Source organism: Tenacibaculum aestuarii (assembly GCF_964510395.1).
GTDB lineage: Bacteria > Bacteroidota > Bacteroidia > Flavobacteriales > Flavobacteriaceae > Polaribacter > Polaribacter aestuarii.
Window position 1 is genome coordinate 536521 of sequence record NZ_CAZEFY010000001.1, and the last position, 20430, is coordinate 556950.

Sequence of the window (20430 nt, forward strand, 5' to 3'; positions counted from 1 at the left end):
TTTTTATAAGAACAAGAATTATAAAGAGCTCGTTGTAGTATTTATACTACAGCAAAAAGTACAATAAGCTAAATAAGGGCGTATGGAGGATGCCTAGGCTTTCAGAGGCGATGAAGGACGCGATAAGCTGCGATAAGCTACGGGGAGAAGCACATATTTTATGATCCGTAGATTTCCGAATGGGGCAACCCGTCATGTTGAAGACATGTCACACCTTCGGGTGAGCAAACCTGGTGAACTGAAACATCTAAGTAACCAGAGGAAGAGAAAACAAAAGTGATTCCGTTAGTAGTGGCGAGCGAACGCGGATTAGCCCAAACCAATGTTGTTACGGCAATATTGGGGTTGTAGGGCTGCGACATTAGAATCTTAGAGAACTAGAATCGTTTGGAAAGACGAACCGCAGAGAGTGATAGTCTCGTATAGGTAATCGAAGAGGATATAGCAGTACCCTGAGTAGTGCGGGACACGTGTAATCCTGTATGAATCCACCGGGACCATCCGGTAAGGCTAAATACTCCTGAAAGACCGATAGTGAACTAGTACCGTGAGGGAAAGGTGAAAAGAACCCTAAGTAAGGGAGTGAAAGAGAACCTGAAACCGTACGCCTACAAGCGGTCGAAGCACATTTACTGTGTGACGGCGTGCCTTTTGCATAATGAGCCTACGAGTTACTGTTACTAGCAAGGTTAAGATTTTAAGGATCGGAGCCGAAGCGAAAGCGAGTCTGAATAGGGCGAATATAGTTAGTAGTAGTAGACGCGAAACCGAGTGATCTACCCATGGGCAGGTTGAAGCTGTGGTAACACACAGTGGAGGACCGAACCAGTTGACGTTGAAAAGTCTTTGGATGACCTGTGGGTAGGGGTGAAAGGCCAATCAAACTCGGAAATAGCTCGTACTCCCCGAAATGCATTTAGGTGCAGCGTTGATTAAAAGTTTTATAGAGGTAGAGCTACTGATTGGATGCGGGGGCTTCACCGCCTACCAATTCCTGACAAACTCCGAATGCTATAAAATGTTTTTCAGCAGTGAGGGCATGGGTGCTAAGGTCCATGTCCGAGAGGGAAAGAACCCAGACCATCAGCTAAGGTCCCCAAATATATGTTAAGTTGAAAAAACGAGGTTTGACTGCCCAGACAGCTAGGATGTTGGCTTGGAAGCAGCCATTCATTTAAAGAGTGCGTAACAGCTCACTAGTCGAGCGGTCGAGCATGGATAATAATCGGGCATAAACATATTACCGAAGCTATGGACTTATTAAAGTGGTAGGGGAGCATTCTATATGTGCTGAAGGTGTGCTGTGAGGCATGCTGGAACGTATAGAAAAGAAAATGTAGGCATAAGTAACGATAAAGGGGGCGAGAAACCCCCTCACCGAAAGACTAAGGTTTCCTCAGCGATGCTAATCAGCTGAGGGTTAGTCGGGACCTAAGGCGAATCCGAAGGGAGTAGTCGATGGACAACAGGTTAATATTCCTGTACTTCTTATAACTGCGATGGGGTGACGGAGTAGTGAAAGCACCGCGAACTGACGGAATAGTTCGTTGAAACATTTAGGTATTAGACTGGTAGGCAAATCCGCCGGTTTAGCTGAAGTGTGATAGTACCACAAGTCTTCGGATGCGTGGATAGTGTGCCTAAAATCTTCCAAGAAAAACCTCTAAGCTTCAGGTTATAAGAACCCGTACCGTAAACCGACACAGGTAGTTGGGATGAGAATTCTAAGGTGCTCGAGAGATTCATGGCTAAGGAACTAGGCAAAATAGACTCGTAACTTCGGGAGAAGAGTCGCCCTACTCCGGTAGGGCCGCAGTGAAAAGATCCAGGCGACTGTTTATCAAAAACACAGGGCTTTGCTAAATTGAAAGATGATGTATAAGGCCTGACACCTGCCCGGTGCTGGAAGGTTAAGTGGAGTTGTTAGCTTCGGCGAAGCAATCAAATGAAGCCCCAGTAAACGGCGGCCGTAACTATAACGGTCCTAAGGTAGCGAAATTCCTTGTCGGGTAAGTTCCGACCTGCACGAATGGTGCAACGATCTGGATACTGTCTCAGCCATGAGCTCGGTGAAATTGTAGTATCGGTGAAGATGCCGATTACCCGCAGCGGGACGAAAAGACCCCGTGAACCTTTACTATAGCTTCGTATTGACTTTGGATAAGTAATGTGTAGGATAGGTGGGAGACTTTGAAGCAGCGTCGCTAGGCGTTGTGGAGTCATCCTTGAAATACCACCCTTTGCTTATCTAGAGCCTAACTCAGTAATGAGAACAGTGCGTGGTGGGTAGTTTGACTGGGGTGGTCGCCTCCAAAAGAGTAACGGAGGCTTCTAAAGGTTCCCTCAGCACGCTTGGTAACCGTGCGTAGAGTGCAATGGCATAAGGGAGCTTGACTGAGAGACATACAGGTCGATCAGGTACGAAAGTAGAGCATAGTGATCCGGTGGTTCCGCATGGAAGGGCCATCGCTCAAAGGATAAAAGGTACTCCGGGGATAACAGGCTGATCTCCCCCAAGAGCTCACATCGACGGGGGGGTTTGGCACCTCGATGTCGGCTCGTCACATCCTGGGGCTGGAGAAGGTCCCAAGGGTTGGGCTGTTCGCCCATTAAAGTGGCACGCGAGCTGGGTTCAGAACGTCGTGAGACAGTTCGGTCTCTATCTGCTGTGGGCGTTAGAAATTTGAGTGGATCTGACTTTAGTACGAGAGGACCGAGTTGGACTGACCTCTAGTGTATCTGTTGTCTCGCCAGGGGCACTGCAGAGTAGCTACGTCGGGAAGGGATAAGCGCTGAAAGCATATAAGCGCGAAACCCACCACAAGATGAGATTTCTTTAAAGGGTCGTGGAAGATCACCACGTTGATAGGCTATAAGTGTAAGTGCAGTAATGTATGTAGCTGAGTAGTACTAATAACCCATAGGCTTATGTACGTATCCCGGTCTTCGGACCGGGAGCAAACTCTTTGATAATTTATGATATGATTTTACTAATATGTTAACTTATACAGTTGAAATATACTGCAACGATTTAAGGTGATTATCGCAATGGGGCTCACCTCTTACCATTCCGAACAGAGAAGTTAAGCCCATTAGCGCCGATGGTACTGCCACTGGTGGGAGAGTAGGTCGTTGCCTTTCTTTTAAACCTCAATCTTTTAATAGATTGAGGTTTTTTTTTGCCTTTTTTTTAGAATATTATAGCATATCCTTAATAGGAAATTCTAATAGAGTGATCTCTATAATATTAAAAAATTATGTTCTTGTGCTTAGATTTTCTAATACCCAGATTTTTCCTTTTTTATAGAAAGTTATGGCTCTTGGTAAACTTAAGTTCGTTACTGATGCATCAAAAGTTCCATTTAAGTGGTAAAACGACTAATGATTCTACTAATTGATGGTAATCCTGGGTTTCCAAATAACGAAAACCAACTATTTTAATCTAGCTCTACAACATACCTTCAGGACCAATTTAATTATAATTTGAATAGTATAAGGTTGATTAGTTCAGAATAAGAATATAAAAATTAATATAGAAAAAGTAAAAATCTATTTACCGATACAGAAAGTAATAATCTCAGTTAATTTAATATATTTAGGTAGTTGAGAAGGAGTATAAGGGGAAGGTTTAGTTTAGATTTGAATTGTTTTTTTTATTAAAACTTTCTTTAAGGTTTGCAAATGACTTTACTAAGATTCTTTGTAAAATTGGATCTCTTAAGAATTTTGGAATTTTTGATTTAGTCAATGAAAGAGCACAAAACTCTACATCTATAGTACTATTTGTAGATAATTTTAATCGCCATTCTGATAAATTATAACCTTCTCTAGTAACTCCTTTTTGAGGTTTTATAAAATTAGGGAGAGATTTAGAAGAAAGAATTAAAAAACTATCTTTCTTGGATATTGTAGAATATGTAACTAAATCTTTTTGTTTAAAAGGGAAAGGTATATCATATATGGCATGCGAAACCCAATATGAATCCTCACTTTTTAAGATATTAATATCTCTTATACCATTATTCCAAAGTTTGATATGTTTTGGTAGTTTTAAGTGATATATTACTGAGTCGAAATTGTTAGAATTTAATTTAAATTTTGCAGATAAAAGCCTTGTTTTGATGGTGTCATTGAAAATCAAATCTCTGTAATTAAGGCTTATCCCTTTTTTCTTTTTTACCTCTTTCCATTTTCCTTTTTTTGATAAGTAAACAAACTCTTGAAGTGAATTAATAGAATCTAAAAGTTTATTCTGTGCTTGTAGATTTATTAATGAGATAAAGAGTGTCGTTAATAAAAGTATTTTGTTCATCATTATAATTTGTTTTTAGCGTAATAATCTACAGCATCAATTATAGCTTTATCAATGGATTGAAGGTTAAGATGTAAATGCATTATTGACATATTGTTAGAAAAATAATTTTTAGTACATAAAATTTTAGCATTTGTTGAATTAAGACTAGATTTTATACGAAAAGTTCTTAATATATTTCCTAAGTATCCTAATGCTATTAAGAAAAATTCAGGAATTTGTATCATTGTTGGGTTTTGCTGAGTAACAGTATTTAATAAATTATAAAATTCTTTATAGCTTAAATCTTTGTTAGCTAATAAATATTTTTTACCAGATATTCCAGTGTTTATTAATTTTACAATTTGAGTAGAAACATCTTGAACGTGAATGAAATTTTTACCCCCAGGTGGGTAAAAAACTATCTTTTTTTTCCATCCCATTAATATTATTTTACCTGAACTAGGTTTTGAGTCATAAGCACCAATCATGAACGTTGGGTTAATAATAGTGATATTTATTTTGTCTTTATATTGTAATAAATCGTTTTCAGCTTCTTTTTTACTCTTTGCATAAAATGATTTACTAATAAATGAATAAACATCTGTTTTTGAACAGTAATTGTTTTGAATTGTATTAGCACTACTTACAAAAATAAATTGCTTAACCTCACTTTCGATAGCGCATTTAATTAAATGTAAAGATGCATTACAATTAATTTTTTTATAGGTATTGTAATTTAATATATTTTGATCTGTAATTGCTGCAGTATGGATAATACAATCAATTTTTTCAAATTGAATTTTGAAATCATCAAATAAATCTCCTTCAATAATTTTTAAATTAGAATGTATTTTTCCAAAGTATTTTTTTTTATTTCTTAAAAGTCCAATGACTTTAAAGTTACTATCTAGTAATTCATGGCAAATATTAGTTCCTAATAATCCATTTAGACCTGTAAGAAAAATTGTTTTCATTCTTGTAACTCTTTTTTAATCAATTTGGTAAGTATTCTTATTTTGAACCTTAAAGGAAGTAGCATAGTGATGAAATAACTAATAGGATTTAATAAAATCAAAGATTCTTTATGAAGCATTTTTTGTATTGATTTTCTTGCTACCATTTTTGGATCTAAAACAATACTTTTTCCGATGAAGTTTTGAGAATTAATCCTAGAAGTAACTTCTGGGTTAGTTTTCATTGAACCTGGTGTTATTACACTTACGCTAATATTAGAGTTTTTAAGTTCTTCAGCCAATCCAAGAGAAAACCAATGAATAAAAGCTTTCGATGCAGGGTATACTGTTTTGTATCCTACAGGGGAAAAAGCTGCGACACTAGATACATTTAAAATATAAGATTTATGTTGTTTCCTTAAATTAGGTAAAAGCTGATGAGTAAGTATAACACCAGCTTTTATATTTACATCTATAATATTAAGTAGATAATCAGTTGGTACTTTATCTATTTTTTTTGTTCCACCAATCCCAGCATTGTTGATTAACACATTTATATTAAATGCTTGGTTAATTATACTCGTAAATTCTTTTATTTCTTCTGCATTGGATAGATCAACTTCAAAATAATAAACTTTAATTTTCGTGTTTAGATTTTTAATTATTTCACATAGTTCTGAAAGGTTTTCATTAGGTAGACTAGTTAAAATTAAATTATGACCTAGTTCTGCTAAATGTAAAGCATACTCTTTACCTAAACCTTTGCTTGCACCAGTAATTAAAGAAAAGCAATAGTCGCTTTTATGATTTTTTACTTTTTTTAAACTTAACTCTGAATGGTTATGATTTGGTAAAAATGTGCTTGTTATTGCTTTCATCTTTGTAAAATAATTAGAACTCTAAAACTCTAACAGTACTCAGGTTTTCTAGTACCCATAAATTTCCTTTCTTATCAAAAGTAATGGCACCTGGTAAGCTTAAGTTAGAAACTGTTTTATCAAAGGTTCCATCTAAATAGTAGCGACTTATAGTACCTCCAATTGGATTTATACCAGGAATTCCAAGTAAAGAAAACCAACTATTCTCGTCTAATTCAACTACATACAGCATTCCGTCTGGACCAATTTCTACATCAATTACTGAGGTTAATCCGTTAATAAGCACATTACAATCACCAACAGGGTTTTCTTCATCACAAACGGCATGTGTTGCATTTGCAGGTAATTTCCATATACGTGAACGACCAATAGGAAGACCTTCTGCCAAAGCACCTGTTAATTCGCCTATATAAATATAACCGTCTGGTCCTACAACTACTGATGTTGGTACAGGTTGAACATAACATTCTATATTTTCATCTTCACCGGTATACCAACGTACAAGATGATTTCCTTCTTCATTTAAAGGAGGGGATAGAATAGCTTTGTAATCTACCTCACCTTCAGAAGTTGCATATAAAATTGTATTACCGGCAGCATCTGCTACTAAAACTGTTTCTTCGTCTAATGTTGTTACTTTATACGGATTATTTTGAGGGCCAGCACTAAAGCCATCAATAGCTTCACAAAGTTGATTTTTCCATTGCAAACCTTCAAATGCATCTGGGTCGTTATTATGTTCAAAAGCAGCTAGGTTTGCAACAATTTTTGCATTCCCGTTAGATATTTTATAAAGTTCTCCATTTTGTGCTAAATCGGTACCTCCTGTCGTTACAAAAGCATTTCCACTGCCAATGGAGGCTATTCCTTGAATATTACTAACAGAATTAATAGAAGTCATTGTTTTTATTTGACCATTTTTGATTACTTGAATAGTTTTAGAATCCGTACCATTTACAGCAACCATGATACTACCATCGGGAGCAGCAGATATATCATACACTGTTCCGCTAAATGCATATGTTTCATTTGGATTTGTTTTTTGCTTTTGATTCTTGTTGTTTGAAATGATATTTTCTTGTAATGTCTCTTCTTGACAGCTTGTTAGTAGAAAAAAGGTAAGAAGAACTATAGGTATATACCTAATTTTTATGTTTTGGTTAAAGTTTTTCATATTAGAAAATTTAGATAGTTGTTAAAGATTATTTTATTTGAGACGGTTGTTTTTTACTTTTTCTAGTCGCGAAGCTTGCTGTAGTCTAATTCTTCAATGATTTTCCAGAGTTCATCATTATTTAGACCATAACTTTCTACAGTTATACCAAAGCGCATGTCATATAAAAATAACATCCTGTAAAAGTTATCTTTCTTTACATAGGTTTCTAAAACTTTTAATCCGTTTCGTTCATAGGTTTTTTCGTAGCCAGATGCTTTTTTGCTATTAATTTTCATGTTTTGAGCCATGTAATGAGTGTTTATAGCTAGTAAACCGTCTTTACTTGCTCCATCTACAATAGAAATTTCTAGTTTATGATTTTCATCGTTTTTATAAATAGCTCCTGCTGAAGCAATATCATTTTGTGAAATACGACTTGTTGTAAATGTTTCTCTTTTAAAATCACCCAAGTTTTCAGGTAACCAGTTTTTAAGTTGTGCTTCAGTGGCTGGTTCTGTAGCTTTTAAACGTTCTCTAAAATCATTAGTCTTAGATGCTTTTTTTACTGCTTTAACAGTTTCTTGAAGAATTTCTTTGCTTTCTTTTTTATCGGTATTGCATGACCAAATAAAGAATAAACACAGTATGATAAAATATGTTTTTTGTGATTTCATTTGTATAGTTGTTATTTAGGTATGCATTTAAGCTTTCCGTTTTCATTTGCTATTTCAAGTGTTTTTTTTACTAGAAACTCTGGAGTGAACATTTTTCCAACAAAGTCTACCATATTACCTTGGTCTTTAGGAATTACGATACCTAATTGTTTATTAGTAGCATAGAATTTTTTATAAAGTAGAAAGTGTGAATCTAAATTTTCATCATAATCATCAATATTTGGATAACGAACCAAATCTGTGATGAATTTTTTTGTTTCGTAGGTTAAATCTGTATATTTTATTTCGCATTGAGGACAATACTTCTTATACTCTGATTCGGTAAGAATATAGTCGTCACTATACATATGTTTAATTTCCTGTATATCTTTTATTCCATATAGTTTAAAACCTTTTGCAATAGTGTTAGCTACATATCCCCAAAAATAATTTTTAATTTTTTCATCATATTCCATATATGTTTGTGTTTGGTCATTTTCATCGGCCTCCTCATCAGAGAGTCCATAAAATTCTTGTGGGCAGTAATTAATGGCAGTGCCAGCAAAAAGTATCATAGATTCTATACCTAACCAATCTTTCTTTTTACAAGGATCGCTTTCGGTTTCAGCCCTTAAATCACAATAGGCTAAAACTTCAGCGTAGGCTCCCATTATTTGTAAACATTTTCCTGTTTTAGATTCGTTGGAGAATTTATTTAAAGCTTCAGAAAAATTTCCCATTAACATTTTAAGTTTAGGATCGTCTAATTTTTTAGTTACTTCATCGTTTAGATCATTTACAACTTTTTTATCATCTTTTTTTTCAGTAGTTTGTGCAGGTTTTCCAAACCCATCTTTTACAGCTCCTACAATGTCATCAAGATCTATTTGACTCACCGTATGTGGTATACTAAAGCAATACACTATTGCTAGTATGAATAGTATTTTTTTCATGATGCTTTGTTTTTAGTTGTTAGAAAAACCTTGAGCTTTGTATTCACTTTTGTTAATAACTAGGTTTTGTTGTTTAATATCTGTACAAACCATACTAAAAGCGCCCTTTTTATCTTTGTTAGAAGTATGATTCATTTCCATTAGCATCGTATTTTCATCTAGAGGTATAATACCATTGGTTACTTTACCCATGCCACTCATTCCTCCTAAAAAGCCTACTGGAGTTTCATCAGTAACCCAAATTCTTGTCACTCCTTCTTTTGAGGTTATTTGAAATCCTTTACAGAAATAGCCTAAAATTGTTTTGCTGGGTATAGAAGTTATTTTAACATCACTATTTTTTACATCAGCTTTTTGGTTTAGCTTTTTAGTGTATTTGTCCATCATGCCACTATTCATTGGTAAATTCATTGCTGTTTTTTGTTCTCCGTTGTCACTAAATAGTACCATGAGTTTGTTTTTCATATCCATTACTGTAATATTATTTTGTTTTCCATCAGTCATAGAATTTCCAAAATATGCTTTGTTTGGTTCTAACCAATACTTCATATCTGTTTCTTTTTTATCCGTATCAACCTTCATAGTACACAGGTATGAGAATTTATAGGTATCAGGAACAGCATCAAGTCCGCCACCAAACATTTTTGACATTTTTTGCTGCATTGCACCTTCTTTCTCTTTGTTTTTTTTCGAAGGATTACTAGTTGTAGCACTGTCTATAACCTGCTCTGTTTTTTTGGTAACGACTTCATCTGTTTTTTTTAAAATGGTTTTTTCTGCGGCCTCTTGAGCTTTCTTTTTTAATTTTTTAAAAAATTGGGCTTCTGCTGTATAACTCATACTTAAAAAAAGTAAGGTTAATACTATGTGTTTTGTTTTCATGGTTTTTGTTTTTTGAGGTTTTAAGTCATTATTTTACTAGATATATGTATTAATAATATTATATCTACTTTGTATAATACCTTCCATTTGTTAATACTACAATTCCTATACTTTTAATACCATCAACATAACTCTAGTATAATTAAAATTTTCCCCTTTATTTTAGAGTTAATTTTTTACCAATTATAAAGTGATAAAATTCTATTTAGAATTAATCTTCTGAGTTCTGAATCATTATTTCCATCGTTGTTCCAATCTGTATCATCATTACCATTAGTCAAAATAACTACTCCAGCAGTTTTAATACCATCACTGTTACTTATTCCTCTAATTCCATTGAATATAGCTTTGAATCCAGTGTTTGTACCACCATGTCCATATCGATTACCATTAATATTGACTCCCATATGATTATCTACAAGGTTTGTAATTGCAGTTGTAGAAAGAATACGTTGGTTTTTATATATGCCGTTGTTATTAATCATAATAATTAGGTTTGCTAATTCCTCTGCATTCGTATACAGTCCAGCTGCTGCATATTGAGGATACCTCATAACAGGAAAAGCTTCACCTTTTATATTATGTCCTCTTGAAAATTCATCATACTTATTTTCTGGATTTATTAGGAACTCACTATTACCCATGCCTAAAGGCTTTAAAATATTATCACGCATCCATGTTGCATATGATTCATTTTCAATATCTTCAGTTAAAGCTTGTAATGCCGTAAACGCTTGACCTGAATACCAATTAGAAGTTATTCCGTTAGGATTATTAGTCATTTTTGTTGGGTGATACGTTATTGAAACAGCCTCCATTAAATCACTTATATTTGGAATATCATCTAAATCATCTAAATACAATTCTATGTTATTGTCTTTATTTTGATAACCTGAATATCCCCCACCTCTATGCTGACCTCTACTATTAGGTGGAATGTATTGGCAATTTGAGTTAAAAGTACTTCCTCTACCCACAATACCACTTCTATGTTGTAAGATGTTTTCTATAGTTACCTCATTAAAATTCTTAACCCAACTAGAATCTTTTACACATGAATTAAAAGGAATACTACTTTTAAGTTTCCCTGACGTTAATAGATTTTCAGTTAGCGTTACTTTATTATCATCAATTAATTTGAAGGCTCCGACTGCAGCAAATACTTTACTGATAGAAGCAGCTTGAAACATAGATTCTGGATGTACGGCATAACGCTTATTATTAGCTGTTAAATGTCCATAACCTGTGGACCAAGCAATTTTACCGTTTATTACAACTGCTATTGCAACACCAGGAATGCTTCTTTGACGCATTAACTCCCATATAGATTGACCATTTATATTCTGTTCAAAATCTCTTATTTTGTTTGAAGGAATGTTTTTAAGACGTTTATTGGCTACAACTGACCAACCATTTTTATCAGGATCGAAAACCAAAATGGAATTGTTATAGCCTTTACCTCTAAATTCTCCTAATTTTTTAAAAGCTTCTTCAGGGATGTTTCTTGAAAAGAAGTAATCATCAGCTAATATTGTCCAGCCTCCTGAAGGTGTAAATGATACTTTACTAATTTTTCGGTCACTTGGTTTGTTAGGCATATCAGTTTGCCTGATATTTCGCATTATTTGATAACATTCATCAGGTATGTTTCTAGTGTAAAATTGTCCATCAGTAGTCAAGATTACCCAAGCATTATTACTATCATTAAAAATGTTTTTATAGGGAAATGATACACTTTCTATAGTCTTACCTTGTTGTTTAAAAGATTGTATTTTCTCATAGCATTCTTGTGGGATATTTCTCGCATAAGTATCATTTTTTGTGATAATGATCCATGAATTATTACCTCCATTTGGAGGAAAAACGACTTCTTTAATTTTTATTCCTCTGCTTACGTATTCTTTAATTTTTTCATAGCATTTTGGTGGAATATTTCTTGCGAAATGTTTATTGTCTTTTGTGATAATTACCCATCCTCCATTTGGTGAAAATGAAAAAGACTGAATACCTTTAGGTAAAAGTTCTTTCATTTTTTGATGAGCTTCATCAGAAATGTTTCTATAAAACTTTATTTGATTGATAACTCCTGAATTAGTATTCGAATTATTATTCTCTTGTGAAGTTGTAACAATATTATCTTCAACATTAGGAGTTGGACTACCAATAATAGGTGTAGTTATATTAGAATTGTTTATTGAAGTATTGGTACTTAAGTTTTTTTCAGTTTCTCCTATTAAAGTTTTATCATGAGCAGGTAATAAATACAATAGATTATCTTTTAATGTTAAGTTTTTAGTAGGTGTTTTTAAAACAGTATTGGTTTCAAAATAATCTCCTTTTAGAGTGTTACTAGAAGTGTCAAAAGAATATTGTTGTATGTTATTAAAATTTAGATTTTCTGTTGCAAACTCTTTTTCAAAATCGAACACCATTTGAGCTTCTTTTTCAGGAAGTACAGTATATCTTCCGTAAGTATTAAGATCAATAAATTGAAGTTTTTTAATATCTGAAAACTCATAAGGTCTAACTGTTTGTGTATCGGGATTATTTATATTGATATTTGGTTTTTTTACATCTGAAAATTCATAAGGTCTTAATTCATGATTGCCTGAAATAGTACCTAAAAAGGTTTTGGTATTTGGATAGACATTTTTTAAGCTGGGTATTTTTTGAAGATTTGATACTGAATTAATATCTAAAACTCTATTTGTTTTTCGATCTACAATCATTGCAATTTGTATATTATTGGTAGAGGAGATGATTGTAAAATTAGCAATACCCACTTTAGCATCGTATTTATAATCGTTAATAGCACCACCAATAGAAACCATGGTAGGTTGCATTTTAAATCGAGGTAAGTTTAAAATTAATTTATTGTCTAAAAATATTTTAAGGTTACTGTTTTTACATGCTATTTTAACATGACGCCATATAGGTTCTAGCGTATGTAGGTCTTTAAAAAAGTTCTCGGCTTCGCCTGATTCTGGTTGTAACCAACTAGTTGATATTCCATTTCGTTTTATAATGAAAGGATTATAACGAATATTGCCTTGTTTATGGCTGTATTTTCCGTTCCATAACCTAACAATAATACGTTGCCCGTATATAGAACTTGTTTTTCCAAAAAAGGCATCGAACTCTATGATAAAATCACCATTAATATAATGGTTAGTTTGGTCGTTAACAACAGGCTTAATAATACTACCATGTAGTAAACTTATGGTATTAAATCCGTCAATTGCCTCAACAGTTGCCATACCAGTAATTACATCCCATTTACTGGGGAAATCCCCCATAGTTTCCCCTGAAACATCATCGTAAAATATTTGAGAATAGCCTACATGTGAAGCTATAATCATGATTAAGAATAAAAACTTTGTTTTCATAGTATTTGTTTTTAGTTATTACTATTGGAGGAGCAAAAAAGAGGGGCGATGTTTATTTATATTAATAAACATAAATGCAAAGGGTGAAGTTAAAAGGAGTATAATTTCAAAAGAAACTATTTAACTACGTGCAACTTAAAAGTAAGATTAATAGTTAAGTTGTTAAGAGGTTTATTTATAGTTTGTTTTAACCAGTACATACTTTGTATGTTGAAACTTATACATCGTTTTTACAAAGTTACAAGATGAAGTTTTCAAATTAGAAGGGTTTTTGTTGATTTTATAAAGTGAAATACACTAAAAATGAAGTGGTTATGTTATACTGAATTTTTATAAGTATATTTAAGGAAACGATGTAAGGTATGATTCGAGCAATTATTATAGACGATGAATTTAATGCCGTTAAAAACTTAAAATGGGAAATAGAAAGCTTTTGTAGTGATATAGAAATATGTGACACATTTACCAATCCTTTAGAAGCAATATCGGGGATTAATTATCTAAAACCCGATTGTGTTTTTTTAGATATTGAAATGCCAGAGATGGATGGTTTTCAGTTGTTAGAAAGATTAACTTTTAGAGATTTTGACTTGATCATTACTTCAGCATACGATAATTATGCAATAAAAGCTTTTAAAGAACATGCGGTAGACTATTTACTAAAACCGATAGATTCAGAAGACTTACTTAAGGCAGTAAATAGAGTGCGTCAAAACCAAGAAGGAAATACACTAGGCAACCAGTTAAAAAATATTATAAAATCATACATACCTGAAAAAAAGTTCGCACGTTTAGCAATGCCAGTTTTAGGAAAAACCATTTTTGTTGATTTTAAAGATATCATATACTGTAAGTCTGAAGGAAGCTATACAGAAATACATTTTAACGAAGACAGTATGGAGTTGCTTTCTAAAAAGTTAAAAGAGATCGAAGCGCAAACAGACGATTCATTTTTTAGAGTACATAATTCGTATTTAGTTAATTTACACTACGTAAAAGAGTATGTGAAAAATGATGGGCCTTATTTGGTATTATCTAATGGAGTATCAATTCCTGTTTCGAGAGCGAAAAAGAATGAATTGTTACAGATATTAAATTCCTAATTTACTTTGGAAACTTCTTCGTTAACATATTTTTTTAACCAGCCTCATCAAAATGGTTTTTTAGTTTTTACCTTAGGTATACTCTTCATTTTAACAGTTTACCACTTTTTATTGTACTTTCAACATAAAGATAAACTCTATCTTTTATACAGCGGATATACCTTTTTTATTATTCTTTCTCAACTACAACATCTTAGAGAGGGCTTTTTATTTGAATTTTTACAACCTATATCACAAATAGCGAAATATCCAGAAGTGTATACCGAAATGTATTATTTCATTTATGCTTTTTTTGCTTTCAAATTTTTAGAGATAAAAAAAGAACTCCCTTTATGGTATAGTTGGTGTTTTAAAGGATTGTATGTAATTATGGCGTATTGCGTGTTAAAGTTATTGTTTTATGTTACTACAGGAAATTACAAGTTTGTATATCAAGGATATTTTTATTTTACGATGATGATGACGGTTTTGGGTATTGTAATGTATGTTCCTTTTTTTAAATCAAAAAGCGTTTTAAAGTACTATATGATTAGCGGATCTATGGTGCTTTTTATAGCATCAATATCTTCATTATTATACTATTTACACTTAATAGAGGTTGGAAAAAAAGTTGAAACCGCTTATAGTATTTTGTATACAGGCTTTATTTTAGAAAACATCATTTTTTCTTTAGGGTTAGGACATAAGCAAAAACTAATTTTAGAAGAACGAAACGAATCGCAAAAACAACTAATTCAGCAGTATTTGGAAAACGAACAATTGCGAGAAAAAGTTCAAAAAAAGTTAGAATTAGATATTGAAGCATTGAACAAACAAACAGAACTAAAAAAGTTAGAAGCTGTTAAAATGCAATACGATAAAGAGTTGGCAGAATTAAAAGTGGCAACATTACGAAATCAAATGAATCCGCATTTTATTTTCAATTCTTTAAATTCCATCAAACGATATATTATTGATAACGATAAAGTAGAAGCAGTTTTTTACCTTAATAAATTTTCAAAGCTCATTCGAAAAATTTTAGCGAGTACTATAGATACAGAATCTTCTTTACAAGAAGAATTAGAAATTTTAGAGTTATACATGAGTATAGAAAATACTAGGTTAGATAATACAGTAGATTTTTCGTTAAGTGTAGATGAAGCGCTGAATTTAAGAATGATAAAAGTTCCGCCTTTAATAACCCAACCGTTTATTGAAAATGCGATTTGGCACGGACTCGCATTAAAAAAAGGGAATCGGAAACTAACCGTACAGGTTTTTAAAGTAAACGAAAATCAAGTGCAAATAGATATTGTAGATAATGGGATTGGTAGAGTAAGATCAAGAGAGATTAAAGAGAAGAAAATCCATCAACGTTCATCTGTTGGAATAAAACTAACCGAAGAACGCTTGCAACATTTTGCTAAAAATTATAAAAGTAAATCAACGATTGTTTTTACAGATTTGTATGAAAAAAATCAACCTGAAGGGACCAAAGTGTCATTGTTAATTCCTTTGGTGTAAGCTAAAAATTTTATATAAGTACATGGAACATTTATGCTGTTAAAAGCTGTAGTTTTGTCTGGTAAAAAACAGTTTGTTATGATTTTACAATTTAAAATGGATAAAATACAGAATGAATTATAAGTATGCTTATTTAGTTCGATTTCAATATTTAGGATTTCGCTTACATGGTTGGCAAAAACAACCTAATTTAAAAACAGTTCATTTTTTTGTAGATAAAACGTTGAAATTTGTTTGTAAAGGAATCCGATGTAAATCAGTAGGAGTTGGAAGAACAGATGCAAAAGTTTCATCGACTGATTATTATTTTCAGTTGTTTATTGATGAAAAGCTAGACGAAGCTTTTTTTATAGAAGATTTTAATAGCAATTCTCCTTCTGATATTCGTGTAGTTGCTGTTGAGCAAATAGAGGATGAAACATTTAATATTATTCAGCATCCAAAAACAAAAGAATACCGATATTATTTTTCTCACGGAGAAAAGAACCACCCTTACTGTGCGGCTTTCTTAACAGGATATTTAGAAGAGTTAGATGTGGAATTGATGAAACAGGGTGCACAATTGTTTGAAGGCTTTCATAATTTTAAGCATTACTGTACCAAACCATCACCAGAAACAAAAGTTGAAAGAGAGATTGATGTTTGTAAGATTGAAGAAAACACAGAGCTAACAGCTTCATTTTTTCCAGAGAAAAGCTATGTGCTAATCATTAGAGGAAGTGGTTTTTTACGTAACCAAATCCGTTTGATTATGGGGGCTCTAGCAGAATTAGGAAAAGGGAATTATGATTTAGAGTTTATAAAGAGAAGTTTGAGTCCTGAAAATAGTGATATTGACTTTATGAAAACTATTGCTCCAGCTTCAGGGTTACATTTACATAAAGTAGAATTCAAAAAATAAAGCTTGTCAATAGACAAGCTTTATTTTTATGATATATATATGTTGAATTAGAATTAATCTCTAATTAAACTTCTTGAAATTACAATTTTTTGAATTTCAGAAGTCCCTTCATAAATTTGAGTAATTTTGGCATCACGCATTAAACGTTCAACATGGTATTCTTTAACAAAACCATTACCTCCGTGAATTTGAACAGCTTCAACAGTTTGTTCCATCGCTACTTTAGAAGCGTATAATTTAGCCATAGCACCTTCACGATCATAATTTTCACCAGCATCTTTCTTACAAGCAGCAGCCATTACTAAATGACGAGCAGCAGCAATTTCAGTGTACATATCTGCTAATTTGAATGCGATAGCTTGGTGGTTACAAATTTCAGTACCGAAAGCTTTACGCTCTTTAGAGTATTTTAAAGCTAATTCGTAAGCTCCAGAAGCAATACCTAATGCTTGAGCTGCAATACCAATACGTCCACCAGATAACGTTTTCATCGCGAATTTGAATCCGAAACCATCTTCACCAATACGATTTTCTTTAGGAACTTTTACATCGTTAAATTGTAACGTATGTGTATCAGAACCGCGAATACCTAATTTGTCTTCTTTTGGTCCAACGTGGAAACCTTCCATACCTTTTTCAACAATGAAAGCATTGATTCCTTTGTGACCTTTGGCTCTATCTGTTTGAGCAATTACTAAGTAAACATCTGCACGTCCACCATTTGTAATCCAGTTTTTAGTACCGTTTAATAAGTAATAATCTCCTTTGTCTTCAGCAGTAGTTGCTTGTGAAGTAGCATCAGAACCTGCTTCTGGTTCACTTAAACAAAACGCACCGATTTGTTCACCAGTAGCTAATTTGGTTAAGTATTTTTGTTTTTGCTCTTCAGTTCCGTAAGCTTCTAAACCGTAACAAACTAATGAATTGTTTACAGAAACCATTACTGAAGCAGAAGCATCAATCTTAGATAACTCTTCCATGATTAACACGTAAGAAACCGCATCCATTCCGCTTCCTCCATATTTAGGATCTACCATTACTCCCATAAAACCTAACTCTCCCATTTTACGTACTAATTCGTTCGGGAACTGTTGTTTCTCATCTCTCTCTATAACTCCAGGTAATAATTCGGTTTGAGCAAAATCACGTGCAGCATCACGAATCATTAAATGCTCTTCTGTAAGATTAAAATCCATTATGTTTTTATGTTTTATTAAATTATTCGTAAAAATTGTGCTCAAAGATACTTTTTTAATAGCAAATTTTCAATAGAGTTGTTATTTTTACTTCATGCAAGAAAAATATATTTACTGCATCGGATTGATGTCGGGAACTTCGCTAGATGGGATTGATTTGACGTATATAAAAATGCACGCTTCTTCGTACAAAGATTTTGAAATTTTAAAGGCGGAGACCGTTTCATACTCAAAAGAATGGAAAATTAAACTGCAAGAAGCAGTAGCCTATAGTAATGAAGAGTTGAAATTATTAGATGGTGCTTATGGTGAATTATTAGGGAAAGTATTAAATAATTTTCTAAATAAGAATGCTATTAATAATGTAGACTTCATAGCATCTCATGGACATACTATATTACACCAGCCAGAAAACGGAATTACATTACAAATAGGTAATGGACAAATTATAGCCAATCGCACCCAGCAGAAAGTAGTATGCGATTTTAGAACACAAGATGTACAATTAGGAGGACAAGGTGCGCCTTTGGTACCCATAGGAGATAGCTTGTTGTTTGCTTATTTTGACTATTGTTTAAACTTAGGAGGTTTTGCCAATATTTCTTATGAGAAGGCGAATCAAAGAATCGCTTTTGATATTTGTCCTGTAAATATTGTGTTGAATCATTATACACGTATAATAGGATTGGAATATGATGATGAAGGAAAAATAGCTTCCGAAGGAAAAATCAATTTCCTATTATTAGAACAACTGAATTTACTTTCATTTTATCAAGAAATTCCTCCGAAGTCATTGGGGTTAGAGTGGGTTCAGAAAAACATCTTTCCTTTAATAGATAAATATGAGAATGATATTCCTACAATTTTAAGAACTTTTATTGAGCATACAGCCCTGCAAATAGGGAATATTATAGAAAATGAGGCTGTTATTTTGGTAACAGGCGGAGGAGCTTTTAATACTTTTTTAATGAACAGGATTGAGTTCTACACGAAAACCACAATCAAACAAGCGAGTAAAGAACTTATCAATTATAAAGAAGCACTGATTTTTGCATTATTAGGCCTATTAAAAGTTCAAAATAAAGTAAATTGTTTACAATCAGTAACCGGTGCAAAAAAGGATCACTCTTCAGGAGAAATATTTTACCCAAAGAAATAACATAAAGTATTTTGAGTAATGTTGTTTTTTATAATAAATTTGTTCGGTAACAACTAAATAACAAAAGCTGCACTAAAATGAATCAACTTTAACTCCCCCAAAGGGGAAATAATTATAAAGGTTTTTTGAAAATGAAAAAGAGATTATATAAAGTTGAAAATCATCTATTACAAAACTAAACAATGAAAGAATTACTTAAAAAATACGAAGAAAAGCAACCAGAAATAGTATTTAATTGGAAAGACCCTGAAACTGAAGCGGAAGGTTGGACAGTTATAAATTCGTTAAGAGGTGGTGCTGCCGGTGGTGGTACACGCATGCGTAAAGGATTAGATAAATATGAAGTAATGTCACTTGCAAAAACAATGGAAGTAAAATTTACGGTATCTGGTCCAGCTATTGGAGGAGCAAAATCAGGAATTAATTTTGATCCACAAGATCCAAGAAAAAAAGGAGTTTTAGAGCGTTGGTATAAAGCGGTTGCTCCATTATTAAAAAATTACTACGGAACAGGAGGTGACTTGAATGTTGATGAAATTCACGAAGTAATTCCAATTACAGAAGATAGTGGTGTTTGGCATCCACAAGAAGGAGTTTTTAACGGGCACTTTAAGCCTACAGAAGCAGATAAAATTAACCGTATAGGTCAGTTACGTCATGGAGTAATAAAAGTGTTAGAAGATGAAAAATTATCTCCTGATATTGCTAGAAAATATACAGTAGCTGATATGATTACTGGATATGGTGTTGCAGAAGCAGTACGCCATTACTATGATATTTATGGAGGAACAGTAGTGGGTAAACGTGCCGTTGTTCAAGGTTTTGGTAACGTAGGTTCTGCTGCTGCTTACTATTTAGCACAAATGGGAGCTAAAGTTGTAGGAATTATCGACCGTGTTGGTGGTGTTATTAAGGAGGAAGGGTTCTCTTTTGAAGAAATTCAAGAACTATTCTTACATAAAGATGGTAATACTTTGGTTTCAGAAAACATGATTCCTTTTGAAGAAATAAACGAGCGTGTTTGGAATTTACCATGTGAAATTTTTGCACCTTGTGCAGCTTCTAGATTAATTACACAAGAACAAATTAATAGTATGATAAAATCTGGTTTAGAGGTTATTTCTTGTGGAGCGAATGTTCCGTTTGCAGATAAAGAAATTTTCTTTGGACCAATTATGGAGGATACTGATAAAAAAGTAAGTTTAATCCCAGATTTTATTTCTAACTGTGGTATGGCAAGAGTGTTTGCGTATTTTATGGAAAGAAGAGTGGAAATGACGGATCAAGCTATTTTTGAAGACACTTCAAATACAATAAAAAAAGCGTTACAAAGAACGCATGCAAAAAGTGCGGCAAAGACTCAAATAAGCGAAACAGCTTTTGAAATTGCTTTGAAAGAGCTAGTATAAATAT

At 33.0% G+C, this 20430-nt stretch carries 14 protein-coding genes and 2 rRNA genes; 7 read left to right on the top strand and 9 right to left on the bottom strand.

Annotated features, from left to right (window positions below):
• The first annotated feature begins 61 nt into the window (after window positions 1-61).
• Window positions 62-2934 (top strand): 23S ribosomal RNA (locus tag ACKTSU_RS02625).
• A gap of 98 nt (window positions 2935-3032) precedes the next feature.
• Window positions 3033-3141: ribosomal RNA gene (gene rrf / locus ACKTSU_RS02630) — 5S ribosomal RNA — on the top strand.
• A 487-nt stretch (window positions 3142-3628) separates the two neighbouring features.
• Here the strand turns inward: rrf and ACKTSU_RS02635 are convergent.
• The 8 genes from ACKTSU_RS02635 to ACKTSU_RS02670 form a co-directional block, all read right to left on the bottom strand.
• Entirely contained in the window at window positions 3629-4312 is a 684-nt protein-coding gene (locus ACKTSU_RS02635) for an SRPBCC family protein (protein WP_408034816.1), read from the bottom strand.
• Between the two features lie 2 nt (window positions 4313-4314).
• Window positions 4315-5268 carry an NAD-dependent epimerase/dehydratase family protein gene (locus ACKTSU_RS02640; RefSeq protein ID WP_408034817.1) on the bottom strand — a complete coding sequence of 318 codons (954 nt, stop codon included), beginning with the start codon at window positions 5266-5268 and terminating at the stop codon, window positions 4315-4317.
• Window positions 5265-6125: an SDR family NAD(P)-dependent oxidoreductase gene (locus tag ACKTSU_RS02645; RefSeq protein ID WP_408034818.1), complete on the bottom strand. Its 861-nt coding sequence runs from the start codon at window positions 6123-6125 to the stop codon at window positions 5265-5267. Before ACKTSU_RS02645 ends, ACKTSU_RS02640 begins: the two co-directional genes overlap by 4 nt.
• 13 nt (window positions 6126-6138) lie before the next feature.
• Entirely contained in the window at window positions 6139-7299 is a 1161-nt protein-coding gene (locus tag ACKTSU_RS02650) for a ScyD/ScyE family protein (RefSeq protein ID WP_408034819.1), read from the bottom strand.
• A gap of 62 nt (window positions 7300-7361) precedes the next feature.
• Entirely contained in the window at window positions 7362-7955 is a 594-nt protein-coding gene (locus ACKTSU_RS02655) for a hypothetical protein (RefSeq protein ID WP_408034820.1), read from the bottom strand.
• An 11-nt stretch (window positions 7956-7966) separates the two neighbouring features.
• Window positions 7967-8887, bottom strand: coding sequence for a hypothetical protein (locus ACKTSU_RS02660; protein ID WP_408034821.1), 921 nt, complete (start codon window positions 8885-8887; stop codon window positions 7967-7969).
• A gap of 12 nt (window positions 8888-8899) precedes the next feature.
• Window positions 8900-9769: a DUF4412 domain-containing protein gene (locus ACKTSU_RS02665; protein ID WP_408034822.1), complete on the bottom strand. Its 870-nt coding sequence runs from the start codon at window positions 9767-9769 to the stop codon at window positions 8900-8902.
• 176 nt (window positions 9770-9945) lie between these two features.
• Window positions 9946-13155, bottom strand: coding sequence for a serine hydrolase domain-containing protein (locus tag ACKTSU_RS02670; protein WP_408034823.1), 3210 nt, complete (start codon window positions 13153-13155; stop codon window positions 9946-9948).
• A 362-nt stretch (window positions 13156-13517) separates the two neighbouring features.
• On the opposite strand from ACKTSU_RS02670, the gene ACKTSU_RS02675 reads away from it, so the two are divergent.
• The 3 genes from ACKTSU_RS02675 to ACKTSU_RS02685 all read left to right on the top strand — a co-directional run bounded on the left by ACKTSU_RS02675 (window position 13518) and on the right by ACKTSU_RS02685 (window position 16662).
• A complete protein-coding gene (locus ACKTSU_RS02675) occupies window positions 13518-14258 on the top strand; it encodes a LytR/AlgR family response regulator transcription factor (RefSeq protein ID WP_408034824.1) in 741 nt (246 codons plus the stop codon).
• 6 nt (window positions 14259-14264) lie between these two features.
• Window positions 14265-15761, top strand: coding sequence for a sensor histidine kinase (locus ACKTSU_RS02680; protein WP_408034825.1), 1497 nt, complete (start codon window positions 14265-14267; stop codon window positions 15759-15761).
• A 112-nt stretch (window positions 15762-15873) separates the two neighbouring features.
• Window positions 15874-16662 carry a tRNA pseudouridine synthase A gene (locus tag ACKTSU_RS02685; RefSeq protein ID WP_408034826.1) on the top strand — a complete coding sequence of 263 codons (789 nt, stop codon included), beginning with the start codon at window positions 15874-15876 and terminating at the stop codon, window positions 16660-16662.
• Between the two features lie 53 nt (window positions 16663-16715).
• On the opposite strand, the gene ACKTSU_RS02690 is transcribed toward ACKTSU_RS02685, so the two are convergent.
• Entirely contained in the window at window positions 16716-17858 is a 1143-nt protein-coding gene (locus tag ACKTSU_RS02690; RefSeq protein ID WP_408034827.1) for an acyl-CoA dehydrogenase, read from the bottom strand.
• 94 nt (window positions 17859-17952) lie between these two features.
• Here ACKTSU_RS02690 and ACKTSU_RS02695 point away from each other — a divergent pair, with 94 nt between their 5' ends.
• Together ACKTSU_RS02695 and ACKTSU_RS02700 are read left to right on the top strand one after the other, a co-directional pair.
• On the top strand, window positions 17953-19017 hold the full coding sequence (locus ACKTSU_RS02695; RefSeq protein WP_408034828.1) for an anhydro-N-acetylmuramic acid kinase: 1065 nt from the start codon (window positions 17953-17955) through the stop codon (window positions 19015-19017).
• 182 nt (window positions 19018-19199) lie between these two features.
• Window positions 19200-20426: a Glu/Leu/Phe/Val dehydrogenase dimerization domain-containing protein gene (locus tag ACKTSU_RS02700; protein WP_408034829.1), complete on the top strand. Its 1227-nt coding sequence runs from the start codon at window positions 19200-19202 to the stop codon at window positions 20424-20426.
• The last annotated feature ends 4 nt before the right edge of the window (window positions 20427-20430 follow it).